Raw genomic sequence first — 19174 nt, forward strand, 5'->3', positions numbered from 1 at the left:
GTGAGTGATATTTTCTTCCCAAGTATGTAAAACCATTGTTTTTTTGATGAGATATGCATTGCTCCTTCTTCATCAACATAAAACGCAAGTGTTGATACGAGCAAATGCGGTTCACCAAAGTAATCAATAATTTCATTCTGTTTTGTATTCAGGTACATAACGGCATTGAAATAACGTTTTTTGTTATCAAACCGAAACATCCGATTCCACCTTACAAAAACATTTCCTTTCGCATCCTCTTCAGCAATATTATGTATTGTAAACGGTACTTCTTTTCCTCTTTCTGAAAAGAACATGTGAAACTTAGATGCAACTCTTAAAAGCATTTTGACAAGGAACGATCCCTCATCAATTTCATCCATTTTCCCTTCACCCATAAAACTATTGTTTTCCGTAATTGCATAACGTTTTTGTAATTTTGGATGTAGCTGCTGATAAGATTCTCCTAATAATAGTTCATAGATGCTAGCCACGCATTTACCCCCTTCTTTTTCTCTTACAATTTTTCGCTCTTGGTAAATCACTACTGTTCATATACCCAATAATTGATAATCCAATTAATATAAAATTTAAGGAAATGGGGTTAAATGGTTGGATAAAACTCAAAATATTTGTGAATCCTGCTACTATGGTTAAACCAATTAAAATAATAATGTGCAGCAGCAATAACTTCTGTTTTTGAAACGGCAGCAACCACATGATCCCGAATCCTATTTCTAAAAAGCCAATTATTTTAAGAGCAAGAATGCTATTTTTGTTTAAACCAATAAATACAGAAAGCATCTGTACCTCTTCTGGGTGATTAAATAATACTTTTGGCATAAGCCCTTGATACATCCATACAAAAGAAAGTAAAAAACAAATAAGCCAATACGTAATCGATTTTCTTATTAACAAGCGAGGATGCAACCCTTTTTCTAACCATAATTTTAAAGCATCAAAGCTCCATGCTGTCGCCCATCCTAATAGCGGCCGAAATACATATGAATCTATAATTCTCCCTACACCACCAAATCTCGTCTCATAATCATACTGCGTTTCAAAGCAAATCTTTTCTCCATTCGGTGTATATTTCCAATAACCTCTTCCTATTTGTATCAATGAAAGTCTATTGTCTGTCCAAAATTTTAACGAAGATATTCTTTCTCCTGTTTCCTTTTGGAATTCCCCTACCGATTCCCCTTCACCAACTATTTCAAGCCCGAAACCGATTTTCGTTTTGTATAAAAAACGTTGTGGTTCATCATCTTGTTTCTCTAAATATGATATTTCGGTAAACCGAGCATCCCACTCTGTATGTAACATTGGATCTTGTGTATACTTCCAGAGTTCATCCATCGATGTTTCCATTTCTGTTTGAACATAAATCGGTTTCTGCTTCTTCATCCACTATCCTCCAATCACTCTATATCTATATCACTAATGTATATGTAAAAAATGGTTCCCGCTATATTTTTCAGATAATTCTTTTATTAAATTCTCTCTAAAAAAAGATTCAATTTTCAAAATATTAATAAAGCACTTGATTTCCTAAAATATTTTAATTATTATAAAACAAATGTTACCAAACAACTTCATAAACCAAACACTCTCGCCCAAAACGTGAGATAGAGGTTGCAACGCTTATAAGTATTCTAAAGGAGACACAGAGATGTCGATGAATTTAGAAAAAAGGAAGTGTTGCCGAAATTAATAAATTTCTCTGCATTTATTAATTGGGGCTGTTTTCGAATAGAAACAGAACTGTCATATGTACAGACGTGTATATATGAAGAGCTATCTACAAAAAAGAGATATCATGTTTTATATGGTATTCCTTTTTTGGCGGTTTTTTTATTAGCTCCTTTTTCTGTTTCCCTTTTCCTGTAACAGCACCATCCTCACCTATTTGAGATGGTGTTTTTTGTTTTTCTTTCCGGTAACTACAGGAATACTGGGGGATTTATACATTTCTCTCTTATATGTTTTTTATACCTTTCCTAATTTATAAATAAAAACGGACGAAAGAAGGAATTTGTAATGGAAACGATTGTTCAAAAATTCGGTGGTACTTCTGTCGGAAGTATCCAGCGCATTCAACATGTAGCAGATTTAATTATTGAGGAATACGGGCAAGGTCATAGCGTTGTTTCTGTTGTTTCTGCAATGGGAAAAAGTACGGATGAACTCGTTGCACTCGCTACCGCTATTACAGAAAATCCAAGTAAACGCGAAATGGACATGCTTCTAACAACTGGCGAACAAGTAACCATTTCACTATTAACAATGGCATTACAGACAAAAGGGTATAATGCCATTTCACTAACTGGTTGGCAAGCTGGCATTACGACAGAGTCCGTACATAGTAGCGCACGGATTACTGATATTCATACAGAACGCATTCAATCACATTTACAAGAAGGTACGATTGTAATTGTTGCTGGTTTCCAAGGATTAAGTGAAGAAAACGAAATTACCACACTTGGCCGCGGTGGTTCTGATACAACTGCTGTTGCATTAGCTGCTGCACTAAAAGCGAAAAAATGTGATATTTACACAGACGTAACAGGTGTCTACACGACTGACCCACGCGTTGTAAACAGTGCCTATAAACTCAATGAAATTTCTTATGATGAAATGTTAGAGCTCGCAAATCTTGGTGCTGGTGTACTGCATCCACGTGCTGTTGAATTCGCGAAAAATCATAACGTAGTTTTAGAAGTTCGTTCAAGTATGGAACAAGAAAACGGAACAATTGTAAGGGGAGAATGTAACATGGAACAACAATCAATCGTAAAAGGTATTGCATTTGAAGATAATATTACACGCGTAACAATTAAAGGATTAGAACAAGGAGTACTTTCAACTGTTTTCTCTACGTTGGCTACCGCTCACATTAACGTTGATATTATTATTCAAAGTATTACAAATGAAGGTACTGTACATCTATCCTTCTCTATTCATTCGGGTGACTTAAGAGAAACATTAGAAGTATTAGAACAAAATCAAGAAGCACTTCACTATGAATCTGTAGAATATGAAAATCATCTAGCTAAAGTGTCTATTGTTGGATCTGGCATGGTATCCAATCCAGGTGTTGCCGCTGACATGTTCTCTACATTAAAAGACGAAAATATCCATATTAAAATGGTAAGTACATCTGAAATTAAAATATCTGTTGTTATTGATCGTCTACACTTAGTCGATGGTGTAGAGGCACTCCATCAAGCATTTATGGCTAAAATTGAACCATTAGTACAAATGAATTAATTTGATTATCAAAATAACAACAAAGAATAGTTCTTTGTTGTTATTTTTTATCTAGCAAAATAGTATTATGTTACACTATTACATGTGAAATATTTTCCAAAAGTCTTTCTAACAGATTCGAAAAACATGTAAAGGTGGATTTATAATGAGAACAGAAAAAATCCTTTTAGTAGATGATGAACAAGGCATATTAGATATGTTAGTACTTACGCTAAAAAAAGAAAACTTCACGCATATAACAACCGCTCTAAACGGAAGTGAGACGTTAAACTTAGTTAAAAATCATCCATTCGATATTATCTTACTCGATGTTATGCTACCAGATATAGACGGCTTCGAATTATGTAGACAAATACGTAACTATACAAATACCCCCATTCTATTTGTGACAGCGCGCTCTAGCGATTTAGATAAATTAACAGGCTTAGGAATTGGCGGAGATGATTATATAACGAAACCATTTAATCCTTTAGAAGTCGCTGCCCGAATTAATGTCCAATTACGTAGACAAAGTATGCTGCTAAATAACCGCCAAGCAGAACATTCAAACTTACATTTTGAATCCTTTTCTCTATATCCAAGCGAGGGACTGATAACAGTAAACGGAGAATCTGTACATTGCACTGCTAAAGAACTAGAATTACTTACTTTCTTATGCACACATCCAAATCGAATTTTTACTGCTGAACAATTGTACGAACAAGTATGGGGACTGACTTCCATGGGTGATGATAAAACAGTAGTAATACATATTTCTAAATTACGTAAAAAAATAGAAGAAGATCCTAAATCCCCCACATACATTGTTAATTTGAGAGGAATTGGCTATAAATTTATCCCGCATACTAAGGAGCAAAAAAAATGAAAATTGGTTTTCGACTAGGCTTTCATTTTATTCGTAGTTTATGTATCGGTACTTTTTTTATGGGTATTTTCATGGCAATCTTCATGGAAGGCATACTACCTCTTATTGGAATAAATAAGGATAACAAGGACACAGAAGCTCTTATCGTTTTTAGTCTATTTATATGTACTCTTATTTTAGGTGCTATTATATATGGGTGGCATATCGGGAAACCTTTATTTCGAATAATTTCATGGATTAACCATCTAGCAGAAGGCTCTTATGTAACTCCAGAAAGTACGAAACAAATGTACAATAAAAAAACTGGAAAATTAAAAGGCCCTTATCGCTTATATAAAGACGTCTTTCTAAATATAGAACATTTAACAAATAGATTACGAGAAATAGAGAATGAACGAGAACAACTTGAGAAAATGAAACGCGAATGGATGGCAGGAATCTCTCATGATTTAAAGACACCTCTCACTTATATTACAGGGTACAGTGCACTTATGTTATCACCCGATCATGAATGGAGTGAGGAAGAAAAAGAGAAGTTTCTGCAAGAGATTCAACAAAAAGGGGACCATATGAAGGCGTTAATTGAAGACTTAAACCTCTCGTTCCGCCTTCATGATTCACAAATCCCGCTAAAAAAAGAAGAAATAAATATCATTGAATTTACAAGAAGAATGATAGCTGATATGACAAATGATCCACGATCTGAACACTATCATTTTAGCTTTCACGCAGACAAAACAAACATTATTATTCCTATTGATACAAAATTACTACATCGCTCTTTGCAAAATTTATTTATGAACGCCGTCTTACATAACCCTGTAGAAACAAAGATCCATACATCCATTCTATTAAAGGATACTGTACATATTACAATAGAAGATACTGGCGCCGGTATGGATGAAGTAACGGTGCAAAATTTATTTAAACAATATTACCGAGGGACGACTACAAATGTTTCAAGTGAAGGCACCGGCCTAGGAATGGCGATCGCTCAAAAAATTATAACAGCACACGGCGGGAGCATTCATGTAGACAGTGAAATAGAGAAAGGCACAACGATTCATATTACACTTCCAACTCTATAGTACTTATTATCGAAAAAAATATAGTTTTATTAAAGTGACGATTACTTTCGTTCAATTTAGTAGCACAAACGTAAGTGAAATTTATTCACACGCTAAAAAACCAATCTCTCATTCTAATACACGAGAAATTGGTTTTTTCTTATTCTTTACAAATTAAATCGTTCTAAAACTTTTCATTCCTTACCTATATTCATCTTCCAAAAAAGACACCTATAAGGGAATAGATAATGATCGTTGAAAATAAAATCGTCATATGGAAAAGAGAAAAAATAAACAATGATTTTGCCCATTTCTCTGAATCCATCTTTTTATAACCATAAATGCTTAAAACAAGCCATAAAATACTTAAAAGAAGCGCTACTAACATAAGACCAATGCTTAAAGTTCCTAAAAGAACACTTATTCCAATTAAAACAATTAAATAGATATTCGTTTGTATATATGTTCTTTTAACACCTTTGACTACTGGAAGCATCGGAACCTTTGCAGCCTTATACTCATCATGTTTACGAATAGCTATAGCGTAGAAATGAGGCATTTGCCAAATAACCATTATGATAAAAAGCCCAATAATAGCCGGATGCATTATATCCGGATAAATAGCAGCCCAGCCAATGAGTGGTGGCATTGCTCCTGAAATACTTCCAATTTCTGTGTTGTAAATTGTTCTTCTCTTACTCCACATTGTATACGGTACAACATACAAAAATAAGCCTAAAAACCCTAATAAGGCTGCTAAATATGTGGTTAGTGCAAGAAATACTAATCCGGAGATTGTCATCAATATTCCAAGCCATAATACAGCCTTAGAGCTTATTTCTCCGGTTACAGTTGGTCTATTTTTTGTTCTCTCCATAATCGAATCAATATCACGATCATACAGATTATTAAAAGCCCCTGCTGCACCTATGATTAAAATAGAACCGATGAAAGCAAATATAATCTCTGGAATTTTCTCAAACGGGCTAATCTTATATTTATATAAAGCCAATGTTAACCCAGCAAACATTGGGACCAAATTCGATTTAATAATTCCGGTTTTAACCGTTTGGGCTAAAATGTTCGATAACTGTCGTTTCGAATTCGAATTTGTTAATTCTTTTTTCCTTCGCATGACACCCTGTACTCCTTTTCATTAGACGTTTTTACCATGTATATAGTATTAATATACTCCCCGGTATATTAATACTATATGATATTCATGTCAAGAAAAAGAGAGTATACAGTGCACTGATGAAGAGCAGTCTAGAATAATTTAAAAAGCTTAAATAAACACACCTATAAAGAGATTTATACTGTACAAACATATTCTAAGTAGAGCGAGAGTATCCATTCAGAATGTATCTTTCATAATCGAACTTTATTTTTTAAAGCTGTTTCACACTCTCATTACTCATTACGTTTTAACTCAATCGTTCCTGTCATAGACTGCACCGTTAGCTTTGTATCATTCTCTTTTCCAGTTCCTATACGACCTTTTACTTTATGATTGTTTCCTTTTTCACCAGTTGAAAGTGAAAATTCATTTTTTATTTGACCCGCACGCGTTGACAAGTCAACCTCTAGATTTTTTGGCTCTCTCTTAAAGTTTATATTTATATGAGATGATTCGGTTTTTATTTTACTTTCATTTTTTAGATTTGAAACAGCGGATACATTCACCTCTCCCGTGTCGTTTTGAATATCGAAGCTTCCTTCCACTCCCTGTAACGTAATCCCTCCTGATTTGGAAACTCCTTTTATATTGTTTCCTTTATACTCTTTTATTGTCATATCACTTGAATCGCTATACAAATTCAATTGTTCAGCTGCTATATTTTCACTTATTACCTCACCTGATTCTGTTTTAACATCTATTTTTTTATATGTTTTTTCAGGAAGATATACATGTACAGTAGCTGTTTTCAAATTCACAATAGACGTCGAATTCTCCGTGATAATCTCTAATTTCTCCCCATCTTCTTTTACCTTTGCATCTTTCACTTCTCCTGTATCAACTTTAATATCTTTTTCTGTTGTAGAATGAAGTTTAATATTTTCTCCTACTGTTTTTATATCAATCTCATTTATATTTTTCACGGCGAACTGTTTGGAGACTGGCGCTTCACTCTCTTTTGTACCACAAGCTACTAGACTTAAAGTCATTAGACTTATAGATGAAAATAAATATATTTTCTCTTTGATACCCTTCATTACATCACCCCTCTTGACTACTTACTTGAATATTAGCCGTAGCCTTCCCATTTGCTGCAACTGTCCAATTAATGCAATACTTAGCAATAAGATAGATAACCCCATATACAAAATAGCGTATGATGTTGATATTCCTAAGAAGTCTACATATGGAAGATGATTCACTGGCCCTAAATACCATAAAAGTATATACACGACTTCAAACAATTTATGCGTTCGGCTCCACACTCCAAATACTAACGCTAGCGTTGGAATGAATACTATACCGCTAAGCCAAGAAAACAAGAATGAAATATCTTCAATTAATATAAATTGAATGATAAGACCACTGGAGATAATGAGGCCCACGATAACACCTGAAATCCATGCTGCAAAAAACTTATACAATGGGGAACAACTCGAAATAACAATTTGATCCGTACCATAGTATTTTTCTCTCGTCATCATCTGTGACCAAATTGCAATTGGCCAAATCATAATGATAGATAGCCACTCTCTTGCTATATTTACTGGACATATCAACCCAAATGCGATCAGTCCAATTGCAATTACATACCACCAAATCGAAAAGCCTTTTAACATAATAGATAACTCAGCTTTTACTAAACGCAACATGCTAACACCCTTTGTTCTCGTTATAGAAGTCAATGTAAATAAATTATTACTATGTTCACTCATAGCAATTAATTCGTTCCCTTGTCTTAACTCAGTTATCTTCTTTTTCCCTTTACTAGGCATACTAAATCTGTGAAATACAAGTGAAGTAAGCAAAATGAGTACCAATGTAATCCCCAACCAAATAAAACGCGTTATCAATATTTCACTGGTCCAATGCACTCCATCCCATTGAAATGTTTGCATCTGCCCCTCTATTGGATAATAGCCAAAACTTCGATTTTCTTCACCCCTGCTTAAAAATTCAAACTTACTCACTGCATCCTGAAGCATGTCAGAACTAATTATATGTAAACCAAAGACATCCCAATAATTATTTGGTTGCTCCATCGCCATAATCCCCAAGAAAACCCACAAAAAAAAGAAAACAATATTTCCAACTACGCCCTTTAAACCAGGAAATACATCAAAGAAGGTAGTCAATGCCGCTAAAAGCGCCAATGAAGGAAACACGATATAAAGCAGTGGATATACATAACCACCTAATTGAAACGAAAAATCTTCCCCCCGTATAAATTGCATAATGATAAAAGCAATCATAAATACCATTTCAATGACGACTAACACAACAAAATTAGAAATTGTTTTACTGAAAATATATTGAAATTCACTTATAGGTGAAGCAGCAATCAATTGTCCTATTCCTAATCGTTGATCATCTGAAATTTGGCTTCTTAACATATAGAAACCAAACAACCATAGAAATAAAGAAGAAATCATCGCTCCCATACCACCAAGCCAATTCGAATTATATACTCCTCTCACACCGCCAAGTTCAAATACTTCATAGCCAGAAGAAGTTGCTGGCACACATGCATACCCCAAAAAAACCGTTAGTCCAATTACGATTAAAAATGGATAACTTCTCATTTGTCTAATTAAATTTTTTTTAATGAAATATAGTAGATTATATACATTGTTCAATTTTCCCACCTCCCAGCGAAGAAACATAATAAAGATAAGCATCTTCAAGTGAGGCTGCAATCATATGCGCCTTAGTACTAGGTGCATTATCCGAAACAATGCGCGCATGAATGCCATCAATCCGGTGAACTGCACTACTTACTATATATTTCTTTTGAACATGATGTAACTCAGAAGCTGGTATAACCCATTCCCATACTTTTCCCTCTACATGCTTTAATAGTTGTTCAGGTTTCATATGAGCTAATACATTTCCTTTTGATAATAAAGCAATATCTGTCGCAATTGATTCAATATCCGTTACAATATGCGTCGATAAAATAACAATTCTATCCGTAGAAAGACTAGATAATAAATTTCTAAATCTAATTCTTTCTTCAGGATCCAATCCTACTGTCGGCTCATCTACAATCAATAATTTCGGGTCATTTAATAACGCTTGTGCAATTCCAACTCTTTGCCGCATTCCACCAGAGTATCCACCTAATAGTCGTTTTCGATCATTCGTTAAGTTCAGCGCTTCAAGCAGCTCATTAATTCGCTTTTTTGAAGAGCTCATTGATAAACCTTTCATCGCTGCGATATACTCTAAAAATTCGACCGCGTTCATATTTGGATAGACGCCAAAGTCTTGTGGTAAATATCCAATTTGCGAACGTAACAACTTCGGTTTCTTTTGAATATTTTCCCCATCCCATACCACGCTACCATCCGTCGGTTGTTCAATTGTTGCTAGCATACGCATAAGTGTAGACTTCCCCGCACCGTTCGGTCCTAAAAGTCCTAATACTCCCGATTTTAAATGTAAACTACAATCATTCAGTGCTATTTTCTCACCATATTTTTTTGTTACGTGGTCAATTATTAATTCCATCACGTTACCTCCTCACTTTATGAAACAAGTGTAAATTTTTATCACTTACGTTTTCTTAGTTTCATTGTAGGGGGTGAAAGTAAAATCTAAGTAAAATCTAGAGAAAATCAGCTTAAAATATACAGTGCAACTTTAATCAGTAGAGGTTTTCTTCATCCCTTATTGAATATCAGCCCGCACCAATCGGACTTTTACTGCCAGTTAATGCGAGATAAACTAGGAAAAAATTTCCAAAGATTAATTCGTGTTCTAAAAAAAGATTCCGAAACAGATTATATTCAAATCTGTTTCGGAATCTTTTTTACTCTTTATTCCCTTCGACAGTAACTCTTAAAAACCCAAACATAGGAGGCAAAAAAAAGACTACTAACAACCAAAACATTCCTATTTTTTCTTTCGCAAAACTCTTTTCAATTATCTAATAACATGCTGTGATGATACCTATTGAGATATATGTAAAACCTATGATTCGATCTATTTGTTCCCACATACATATTCTCCTTATACTTTTCCTCATATTGATCATATGTATAATAAGGTGAAACTTTAATCAGTAGGAAGCTTACCGCCCATTCATGTGCAGTAAAATGCAAACATAAAAAAATTTATATTTTCTCAAACACAATCAAACATGTACTATTTGGCAACGCGATTTGTTTACCGTGCTCGTCATACAATGTAACTTTTGGTGATAAATGTTCTATATAACCTTCTAAAAGATACTGCTTAACTTCGATTACTTTTACATTCTCTGAACCTACAACACTCTCTACAAAGTCAATATATTCTTGAAGTGTGAATACACCAAATTGCTCTTGCACCTCATGTGGATATGCTTCTTCTCCCCACGTATACGTATATAAAAATTCCATTGCATCATTAACTGGCATTCTTACTCGATCCACATCTAATATATTCACCTTAATTTGTCGCCCTTGAAAATCACGTTGATAATTTTTTAAGAAAGGCATAGCGGTTTCATCATGAAAATGTAATTCACACCATTCTTTACTTTCTGTCTTTACTCCATCACGAATAATCCAACGTCCTCCAGGAGTCAATACCCGAAATACACTTTTCACTAGACGTTCCATTGTCGCAACATTAAATTTCTTACCATCTGTTTCTCCGTAAGAAAAAATCTCATGATTTACTGAACCACAATGAACTGTAGAAATACTTTCCGGATGGAATGTATCTGCAAGATGTAAAGCATCTCCTAGTGTAACTTCCCAGTTGTAGCCTTTTTCGTATTTATCACTTGTTAACTTCTCAATTACATTTCGTGATAAATCTACTCCGATAACCGATTTATTTGGATACACCTCTTTAAATTTATTCATCATCGCGCCCCCGCCAGGGCCAATTTCTACTATTGTATCGCCTACTACATATGGAAGAACTGCTACTTTATCATCAACACTTCCATTCATATGTGAAAGATATTCTTCTTCATTTTCCAATCGATCAAACGCATCCCGGCGCAAACCAAATATTTCACATAACATCATGACAGCTTGTTCATAATGAGCATTATTTTCTTTTTTACAAGCTAAACAAAATTCGATAAGCGTCTTTCCAACTTCACTTGTTCCAAAACCAATTGTTAATACGTTTTCAGTTTCCTTTAATTCAGGATACATTTCTGATTGAGGAATTCGACTCATATTTAGCAATTCTACTATTGATACACTTCGCAATACTTTTTCAATTGCTCGTTTCGTATAAATATTTAAGTATTTTTCTTCCTCTCTCTCATAATACAATGCGTCCATAAGAGGCTGGAAACTGATATGATCTACATTCTTTTGAGTAATATGTTGATAAGCTAATGCGAATACTTTCACGAATTCTTCGAAACTAAAATGAGTTAATGCTGCTTCTACATACCAAAGGTCATAATCAAATAAAACTGTAAACATTTCTTCTAACCTATCATTCATAATTGAATCATACTCTTGAACAAAATATGTATCGTTAGGTGAAGCATTCGTACGTAACCGCCGAATTCGTTGCTTTACACTATATTCAATCAGTTCTCCGCAAAGTATTTGTTCAATACGTTCATATACCTCTCCCTTCACTCTTATCCATAACTTATCAGATACCCCGGTAATAATACATTCATTTAAAACACGAAGCACTTCACGCAGTTCATCTTTTTGAATCACACCTCGCTGCCATAATCTTACCAGTTCGTCATGAGAAGTCATGGATACTTCTCCTCGTAATACTTGCCCTATTAATCCATGTGTACGAATGAGTGTAAACGTTACATCATCATATGGAAAATAGCGTCTATAAATATAAGCTGAATCTTCGTTATGTGCTAAAAACGATACCCCTAAATCCTTCCACTTCTTGCGCTGCGTTACAGAACCACACTTCGATACTTCACTCCAGCATAATACAGTTTCTACACGAGCACGAATACCGTATGAAACATTCATTTTTTCTAAATGCCTTAGCGTCCGTTCCACATACTCTAATACACTTCGGTAATTCCTTTCTATACTTACTACCCCATATTCTTCCAACAAAAACCCTAACCATATATTTGCTTCTCTCGTATATATGTTTCCATTTCGTGCTTCTTCTATTGCATGTAAACTATGTAACATACTCTTCTCTCCTTTTGGTTATTCAATACACATTCTATCAGAGACATCTACAAAACAAATGCGTAACCTGTATCCTAATAGACTAATTACTACATACATGTTTCAAATTTCAGTCTATCATACAATTAGCTGTTATTTCTTTTGATAATGTACGGTATTCCAATTTACGAAACGCAAAAAACATCCAAAAATATCATGTGTCTCTTTTCTTCTGCTTTATCTTCAACAGAAAAAGATAGCCTTTGATATTTCGGATGTTTTTTTGAAGAGCTTCACACTTCAAAACCAGTGAAAAGGTAAAGCTAATTTAAATCATTCTTTTTGTAGATTTATAAAGTGAAACTTCCATCAGGGGGGTTCTTCATCCCCCACTGATGGTTAGCCCTCATCAATCGGGCTTTTACAGGTACGTTTCTTCCTTACTTCTCACTGAATCTTGAGATGGGGGTCTTACTGCCCATTAATGCGGGATAAATCGTCAATCCTCGTTCAAAAAACAATTCAATTCATTCTTCATTAAAACAAATGAATGTTTTCCTTCTTACAGGCTTCACGTAAATCATCAGGCCATACAGAAGATTGAACTTCGCCGATATGCGCTTTACGTAAGAAGTACATGCACATTCTTGATTGTCCTATACCACCACCAATTGTAAGTGGAAGTACTTCTTCTAAAATACCTTTATGGAAATCATAATCACGTTTGAAATCTTCACCTGTCTTTGTTAACTGTTTATCAAGTGATTTACTATCAACGCGTATTCCCATTGATGATAATTCAAATGAAGATTGCAATACTGGATGCCAAAATAAGATGTCTCCGTTTAATTTCCAATCGTCGTAGTCAGCTGCACGTCCATCATGTTTTTCACCAGAGCGAAGCGCATCGCCAATTCCGATAATAAAKACTGCACCGTGCTCTTTCGCAATCGCATGCTCACGATCTTTCGGTGTTAACTCTGGGTATTTATCTTCTAACTCTTGGGATGTGATAAATACGATATCTTCTGGTAAATACTTGCCAAGGAACGGATATTTTTCAAACAAATGATCTTCCAATTCTTTGAATATTCCATAAATTGTTTGTACTGTTTTTTGCAAGTAATCCACTGTACGCCATTCTTTTTGAACAATTTTCTCCCAATCCCATTGGTCAACATAAATTGAATGTGTTGCATCAAGTTCCTCATCACGGCGAATCGCATTCATGTTTGTATATAAACCTTCACCAGCTTCGTAACCATATTCGTGCAAGGCAAATCGTTTCCATTTCGCTAGTGAATGAACAATTTCTAATTCTTCTCCTGAATGAAGCATATCAAATTCAATTGGACGTTCTACACCGTTTAGGTGATCGTTTAAACCTGATTTTTTCGTTACGAATAATGGTGCAGATACGCGGAATAGTCCAAGACGTTTTGCTAATTGATCCTCAAAAAATGTTTTAACTTCCTTAATTGCGATTTGTGTCTCTCTTACTGTCATTAATGATTGATACATGTTGGTTTCCTCCTAAAATGTTTGGATGTAGTGGAAAGAAGCCAACAAAAAAAGCCCTTCTTTCCCAAAAAACTGGGACGAAAGGCTTTGGTTCCGCGGTACCACCCAAATTAGCAACAGAGGTTGCTCACTTATTCAGTACGGAGATTAGAGAAATCTCGATACTGTTCTTCTTGTAACGGCGAAGTTTCCGGCTAAGTCTACTTTCCTCTAAAGGATTTCGGTTAGCGACTCCAGGAGGTTCTTCATAACAGGCTTCGTATCAGGCTCACACCACCCCTGACTCGCTTTGACTACATCCTACTACTACTCGTCCTTTCACAGTCGTTTTGTTGTCACATCTCTGAAACATTTTATTAATGATTATTCTATACAAAAAAACAAGAAAGTCAACAAAAAGTTTGAAAATATTTTTCAATTCTTTATTTTACGGCTTTATTGATTGTTGTAAATAAAACATCTTTATAAAGTAAAACTTTAATTAGCGGTGGGGGCTTCATCCCCCACCTATCTCCTTTGCTTTTGCTGAATTTTGAGGTGTGGATCTTACCGTTCACGAATAGCGGGATAAAATTTATCGCTTCTTTTGTGGCTTCAATCCAAAAAATAATTTACTCAACGTAACCATCATGTATATGACAAGTAGTGTAATTGTCCGAAAAACAGAATCCATTGTATTTCTCATAAATTTCATTTTCTTTATAATTTTTATCATATGTAATAACATTCTACAATTCGAATAAATCTATACAAATTTCGATAATGATTTCATAATGCATCAAATTACTTCCCATTTTATGATATACTAGAGCATTCAGTTGTTTGTTCTGATCAGCAACTGTTAGGAACAAACATAGTCATGGATCGAGATTATATTTCAAAGACATTGACTACTATCAAAGTAGATTTTCTATAATAATAACGGAGTGATTATATGAGTAAAACGAAAACTAAAGCTAAGAAAGGTACAGGACAAGGAACGGGAAGTAAAGGCTGGAACCGCTGGCAATCTAGTGCTAAGAAAAAGAAAAATGCTAAACCTTATAAAAGTAAAGGTACAAAAAATAACTAAAAACCCTCGTAAAAACAAGTAATCCAAAGCAGGATAATTAGCATTAATATCCACTTATTTTAAACGAAGAAAAATGTGATTATTACGTTCATAATGAAAAAAGCTATTCTTTCGTATCTATGGAAGAATAGCTTTTTTATTCTGTTAAATCATAAGAATATCCCTGATTTCTTCTTCAGTGATCGAAGACAACTTTTCTTGTCCGGGTTCAATAATCTCGGCAATTAGATTCTTTTTGCTCTCCTGCAGCTCATGCATTTTTTCTTCAATCGTGCCATGTGCTACTAACTTGATAACTTGTACAGTGTTCTTCTGCCCCATTCGATACGCCCGGTCTGCCGCTTGCTGTTCGACTGCAGGGTTCCACCATAAATCGTACAATATAACGGTATCCGCTCCTGTTAAATTGAGACCAGTACCACCAGCCCTTAAAGAAATAAGGAACAAATCTCCCTCTCCTTCGTTAAACCGATTACATAACTCTACACGTTCAAACGCCGGAGTATTCCCATCTAAATAAAAATACGGGACAGCTTGACGGTTTAACTCCCGTCCAATAATGGAAAGCATCTTCGTGAATTGTGAAAATATAAGAATTCTCTTCCCTGTACTTCTGCACTCCTCCACAATTTCTAGAAGCTGTTCAAATTTAGCTGAACTCCCCCTATAGTCATCGACAAACAAACCTGGGTGACAACAAATCTGCCRAAGTCTCGTCAAACCAGCCAAAATTCTAATTTTGTTTTTACGCAATGTATCTTTGTTTAAATGCTTTAATGTTTCTTCTCTCAACTTTGCTAAATAAGCTGCATATATTTTTTTCTGCTCTGGAAGCAATTCTGAAGACTGTAAATGCTCAATTTTCTCTGGCAATTCTTTTAACACATCTTCTTTCAAACGACGTAATACGAACGGTTTCACCCGCTTTGCAATATTTTCACGCTTCAAGTCCCCAAATTCTTTTCGTCCTGGTAACAATTCTGGGAATACTACATAGAAAATAGACCAAAGTTCCTCTAAAGAATTTTCTACAGGCGTTCCGGTCAATCCAAAACGATACTCTGCTTGAATCGTTTTCACTGCCTTTGCGGTTTGCGTCGTATGATTTTTAAATGCTTGTGCTTCATCAAGAAATAACGTATGGAATGGCTGTGCATATTGCCTTACATCTCTTCGTAATAAAGGATACGACGTAATAATAACGTCAAACTTTGTAGCATCTTTTAAAATATTTCGACGTTCTGTTTGATTTCCATCCACAATAATAGCTCGAATATCTGGAGCAAATTTCTTTAATTCACTTAGCCAGTTATAAACTAAAGAAGACGGCGATACGACTAATACAGGTAGCTTCTTCTCTCGAATTTCAGGCAAAATAGAAGCGATAAAAGTAATGCTTTGCAGCGTTTTACCAAGTCCCATATCATCTGCTAATATGCCACCAAAACGATAATATGCGAGTGTCTTCATCCATTCAAATCCATCTTTTTGATATTCTCTAAGGATTGTATCTAAGCTATCTGGTACAGTAAACTTTAGATTTTTAGGGCTTTGAATGTTTTCTACCAACTCTTGAACAGATTGATCTACACTCAAAACATTTCCTTCTTGAAGTGAACTCATCCATTTTACACTGCGCACGAGCGGTACATTCACTTCTTCTCCTTTTAGAATTTCTTTGCGAATACCCGATTCCTTTATAAACTGGTTAATCTCATTAAACTCCTCGCTCTCTAGGGATAGCAAGGAACCGTTCGCTAATCGATAATATTTACGTTTCTCCTCAAGTGCTGCTAATACACCTTTAATCTCAGCTTCCGGAATTCCTTTTATATCAAAACGGAATGATAACCAATCAATTCGCTCTTTCCGCCTTACCCTTATGAGAGGTGCACTGTTTCCTCTATGAATGCGCAACTTAATAGCTGTAGTCGCATAAATCTCCAGTAAACCTTTCAATTTCGGAACAACGTGATATAAGAAATTATATTCCGCTTCCTCATTATGCATAAAATAACCGCCTTCTGTATTCGCGAAGGCACTCTCATTCATAATTTCTAAAATTTCTTGTTCTTTTTTCTCCTCCCGATTGAAAACTGAAGGTTGTCCATCCTCTTCTAACGGATTGATAACAACATTTCCATATTGGAATTCTAGTCCTGCCAGTAACCGATCCTTGACTCGATCTAAAAACAATTTGGCTTTGAGAGGTGTTTTTTCAATGCGTTCCGATACAACCTCATCAATCCGAACGTTACCAAGCTTCATTAAACCTGGTACTACTTTCGCTACGAAATGTTCCATTTTCTCAGTTGGAATATGAAATTGATTACTTCTAGAACGATTCATCATTCTCTTTAATTCAATAAGCCGATTACAATCCTCCACGTTTAAACGATATAGCTTCCCTCCAAAAAGAGCATAACTATATGTATCCATTACTTGAACTTGTTGTAACCCACTAATCTCAAGTATATATCCCCCATTTACACCTTTATTGAACTCAAAATTTATAGGTAATAATCCTTTTGATAAATGTACACCATGAAATGATTTCCCATCATGCTCAACCGTTACAAATGAAGTAGCGGAAAGCAGTGAAAGCATATAATCCCAGGACGCAGGTGGAATTAAAATCATACTTTCATCTTGTTGAGCGTTTATTTGCAACGATTCTACATACATTTTTTCATTTCGGTAAATTTGAATCAGTTGCTGAATAACAGCATCCGTTTCTGGCTGAAAACTATAAGCATCTGACGTGTAAGTAAAATTATTTGAACATATGAAAGGCTCTCTTTGTTCCACTCTACTAAGAAAATCCCTAATTTTATATACAGGGTATTGCTTCTCAAGCTTCACCTGGATTCCAAACAAAGCCCCCCCATTTCTTGAAGCAACCGGAATACAAACGAATTCCACATCAAGTATCTTACGTGTATCAAATCGATGCTGTCTACTTTTTGGCCGCAATGGCTTCTCACCAAACAAATTCAACATCCCGTTCGCTAATTGAACATCCCTAGACGAACTATTCATGAGATCCTTTTTTGAATTAGATGCTAGTGATTGTCCGGTTTGTTGAAAATCATTTATATATAGTAATGTAGCTGCGATATGTTGACAATATGCATGAAAAGAAGCTAGTGAAGGACAACTGCATTTCCCAATAATTTCATCATTATCAGCGGTTTCTATCGTGACATAAAAATCTCCGTTTCCTTTCACTGTCGCCTCGCAAATATTTCTCTTAACATCATAATTAGTAATATTAACTTTGTTTGTCCTATAATAGGCCTCACCTTTTTTATATGAGGTTTCTCCACATAACTGTTTAATTATTGTTTTATTTAATGTAAAACTCATTATTTTGATCCTTCCCTAAAAATAAAAATTCACCGTTCTAGACGTTATATTAGAAAACCTTTAGACTACAAGTTTTTCTAATGTTTCTATCTACTATGAAGTATCTACTCTTATACAACATTTTACATGTATACACATGAATATAAAATAGCAATTACTTTTGAAGCACAAAATAGATTGCGTCTTCACAACGCAATCCCTTTTCTTATATGAGTTCCCCAACCCCTTTAATTGCTTCATATCCAAGATATAGTAGCGTAAAAAAGCCAAATATCCAAATAATTAACTTCGCACCAGGTGTTGTTAAATAGACAGAAACACCAAAATAAATTAAGAGCATCATAATGACATCTGCGGACATTGCTCCTACTCCAACAAGCCACGCACTTAAAAAACCATCCTTTATCCCTTTATTAATTTGAGCAACATTGATTGGTTCAACAGGTGCTGAGAGAGAAATTCCAAGCAACAAGTAACTAAAAATAGTGCTTATCATTTTTCATTTCACATCCTTATATATGTACTCCAAAACAAATTTATATTCAATTACACCCTTCCATTACCATTAAATGGAGAATATTTAAAATTTTAATAATAGAAAAAAGGACGCTCATTTGTAATCTGTACCCTTTGTAAAGGACATTTTTAAAAAAAGTTATGCAACATCAAGAAGATGATTTCTGTATTCAACAGGAGTCATCTTTTTTAAATTCCATTGATATCTATAATGATTGTAATACGTCATGT

At 34.8% G+C, this 19174-nt stretch carries 14 protein-coding genes, 1 pseudogene, 1 riboswitch and 1 other annotated feature; of the genes and pseudogenes, 4 read left to right on the top strand and 11 right to left on the bottom strand.

All coding sequences use genetic code 11. The features are described from left to right. Both AC1DIT_RS20910 and AC1DIT_RS20915 read right to left on the bottom strand, forming a co-directional pair. On the bottom strand, window positions 1-473 hold a 473-nt coding region (locus AC1DIT_RS20910), incomplete at its 3' end, for a DUF4166 domain-containing protein (protein WP_476998381.1). A gap of 4 nt (window positions 474-477) precedes the next feature. Continuing rightward, a complete protein-coding gene (locus AC1DIT_RS20915; RefSeq protein ID WP_016114342.1) occupies window positions 478-1386 on the bottom strand; it encodes a DoxX-like family protein in 909 nt (302 codons plus the stop codon). Window positions 1387-1600: 214 nt separating this feature from the next. After that, window positions 1601-1787, top strand: a riboswitch (Lysine riboswitch). Between the two features lie 232 nt (window positions 1788-2019). Between AC1DIT_RS20915 and AC1DIT_RS20920 the strand changes: the two genes are divergently transcribed. The 3 genes from AC1DIT_RS20920 to AC1DIT_RS20930 all read left to right on the top strand — a co-directional run bounded on the left by AC1DIT_RS20920 (window position 2020) and on the right by AC1DIT_RS20930 (window position 5202). Further along, the gene (locus tag AC1DIT_RS20920; RefSeq protein ID WP_016114341.1) at window positions 2020-3249 is read left to right on the top strand and encodes an aspartate kinase; all 1230 of its coding nucleotides are present in this window, start codon (window positions 2020-2022) and stop codon (window positions 3247-3249) included. A 145-nt stretch (window positions 3250-3394) separates the two neighbouring features. Beyond that, window positions 3395-4114: a response regulator transcription factor gene (locus AC1DIT_RS20925; RefSeq protein ID WP_016114340.1), complete on the top strand. Its 720-nt coding sequence runs from the start codon at window positions 3395-3397 to the stop codon at window positions 4112-4114. Continuing rightward, window positions 4111-5202, top strand: coding sequence for a sensor histidine kinase (locus AC1DIT_RS20930; protein ID WP_016132712.1), 1092 nt, complete (start codon window positions 4111-4113; stop codon window positions 5200-5202). Before AC1DIT_RS20925 ends, AC1DIT_RS20930 begins: the two co-directional genes overlap by 4 nt. A gap of 190 nt (window positions 5203-5392) precedes the next feature. Here AC1DIT_RS20930 and cyoE read toward each other — a convergent pair whose 3' ends face one another. The 6 genes from cyoE to asnA form a co-directional block, all read right to left on the bottom strand. Continuing rightward, the gene (gene cyoE, locus AC1DIT_RS20935; RefSeq protein WP_016114338.1) at window positions 5393-6316 is read right to left on the bottom strand and encodes a heme o synthase; all 924 of its coding nucleotides are present in this window, start codon (window positions 6314-6316) and stop codon (window positions 5393-5395) included. A 275-nt stretch (window positions 6317-6591) separates the two neighbouring features. Next, entirely contained in the window at window positions 6592-7395 is an 804-nt protein-coding gene (locus AC1DIT_RS20940) for a DUF4097 family beta strand repeat-containing protein (RefSeq protein ID WP_016114337.1), read from the bottom strand. A 21-nt stretch (window positions 7396-7416) separates the two neighbouring features. After that, window positions 7417-8994 carry a hypothetical protein gene (locus AC1DIT_RS20945; RefSeq protein ID WP_016114336.1) on the bottom strand — a complete coding sequence of 526 codons (1578 nt, stop codon included), beginning with the start codon at window positions 8992-8994 and terminating at the stop codon, window positions 7417-7419. Next, the gene (locus AC1DIT_RS20950) at window positions 8978-9868 is read right to left on the bottom strand and encodes an ABC transporter ATP-binding protein (protein WP_016114335.1); all 891 of its coding nucleotides are present in this window, start codon (window positions 9866-9868) and stop codon (window positions 8978-8980) included. The genes AC1DIT_RS20945 and AC1DIT_RS20950 overlap by 17 nt, the downstream gene beginning before the upstream one ends. 605 nt (window positions 9869-10473) lie before the next feature. Continuing rightward, a complete protein-coding gene (locus AC1DIT_RS20955; protein ID WP_016114334.1) occupies window positions 10474-12489 on the bottom strand; it encodes a class I SAM-dependent methyltransferase in 2016 nt (671 codons plus the stop codon). 516 nt (window positions 12490-13005) lie between these two features. Beyond that, window positions 13006-13989: an aspartate--ammonia ligase gene (asnA, locus tag AC1DIT_RS20960; protein ID WP_016114333.1), complete on the bottom strand. Its 984-nt coding sequence runs from the start codon at window positions 13987-13989 to the stop codon at window positions 13006-13008. Window positions 13990-14059: 70 nt separating this feature from the next. Continuing rightward, window positions 14060-14320: a binding site (T-box leader), on the bottom strand. Window positions 14321-14923: 603 nt separating this feature from the next. Between asnA and AC1DIT_RS20965 the strand changes: the two genes are divergently transcribed. After that, entirely contained in the window at window positions 14924-15061 is a 138-nt protein-coding gene (locus AC1DIT_RS20965) for a DUF3934 family protein (RefSeq protein ID WP_016114332.1), read from the top strand. Window positions 15062-15205: 144 nt separating this feature from the next. Here AC1DIT_RS20965 and AC1DIT_RS20970 read toward each other — a convergent pair whose 3' ends face one another. The 3 genes and pseudogenes from AC1DIT_RS20970 to AC1DIT_RS20980 form a co-directional block, all read right to left on the bottom strand. Next, complete coding sequence (locus AC1DIT_RS20970; RefSeq protein WP_476998382.1) at window positions 15206-18427, bottom strand: DEAD/DEAH box helicase; 3222 nt, start codon at window positions 18425-18427, stop codon at window positions 15206-15208. 208 nt (window positions 18428-18635) lie between these two features. Then, a pseudogene (locus tag AC1DIT_RS20975) lies at window positions 18636-18923 on the bottom strand (LysE family transporter); the annotation flags it as partial. A 159-nt stretch (window positions 18924-19082) separates the two neighbouring features. Beyond that, window positions 19083-19174: IS3 family transposase (locus AC1DIT_RS20980; protein ID WP_139350028.1), on the bottom strand; the 92-nt coding region annotated here is incomplete at its 5' end.

This window comes from Bacillus sp. 05T22 (assembly GCF_056396765.1).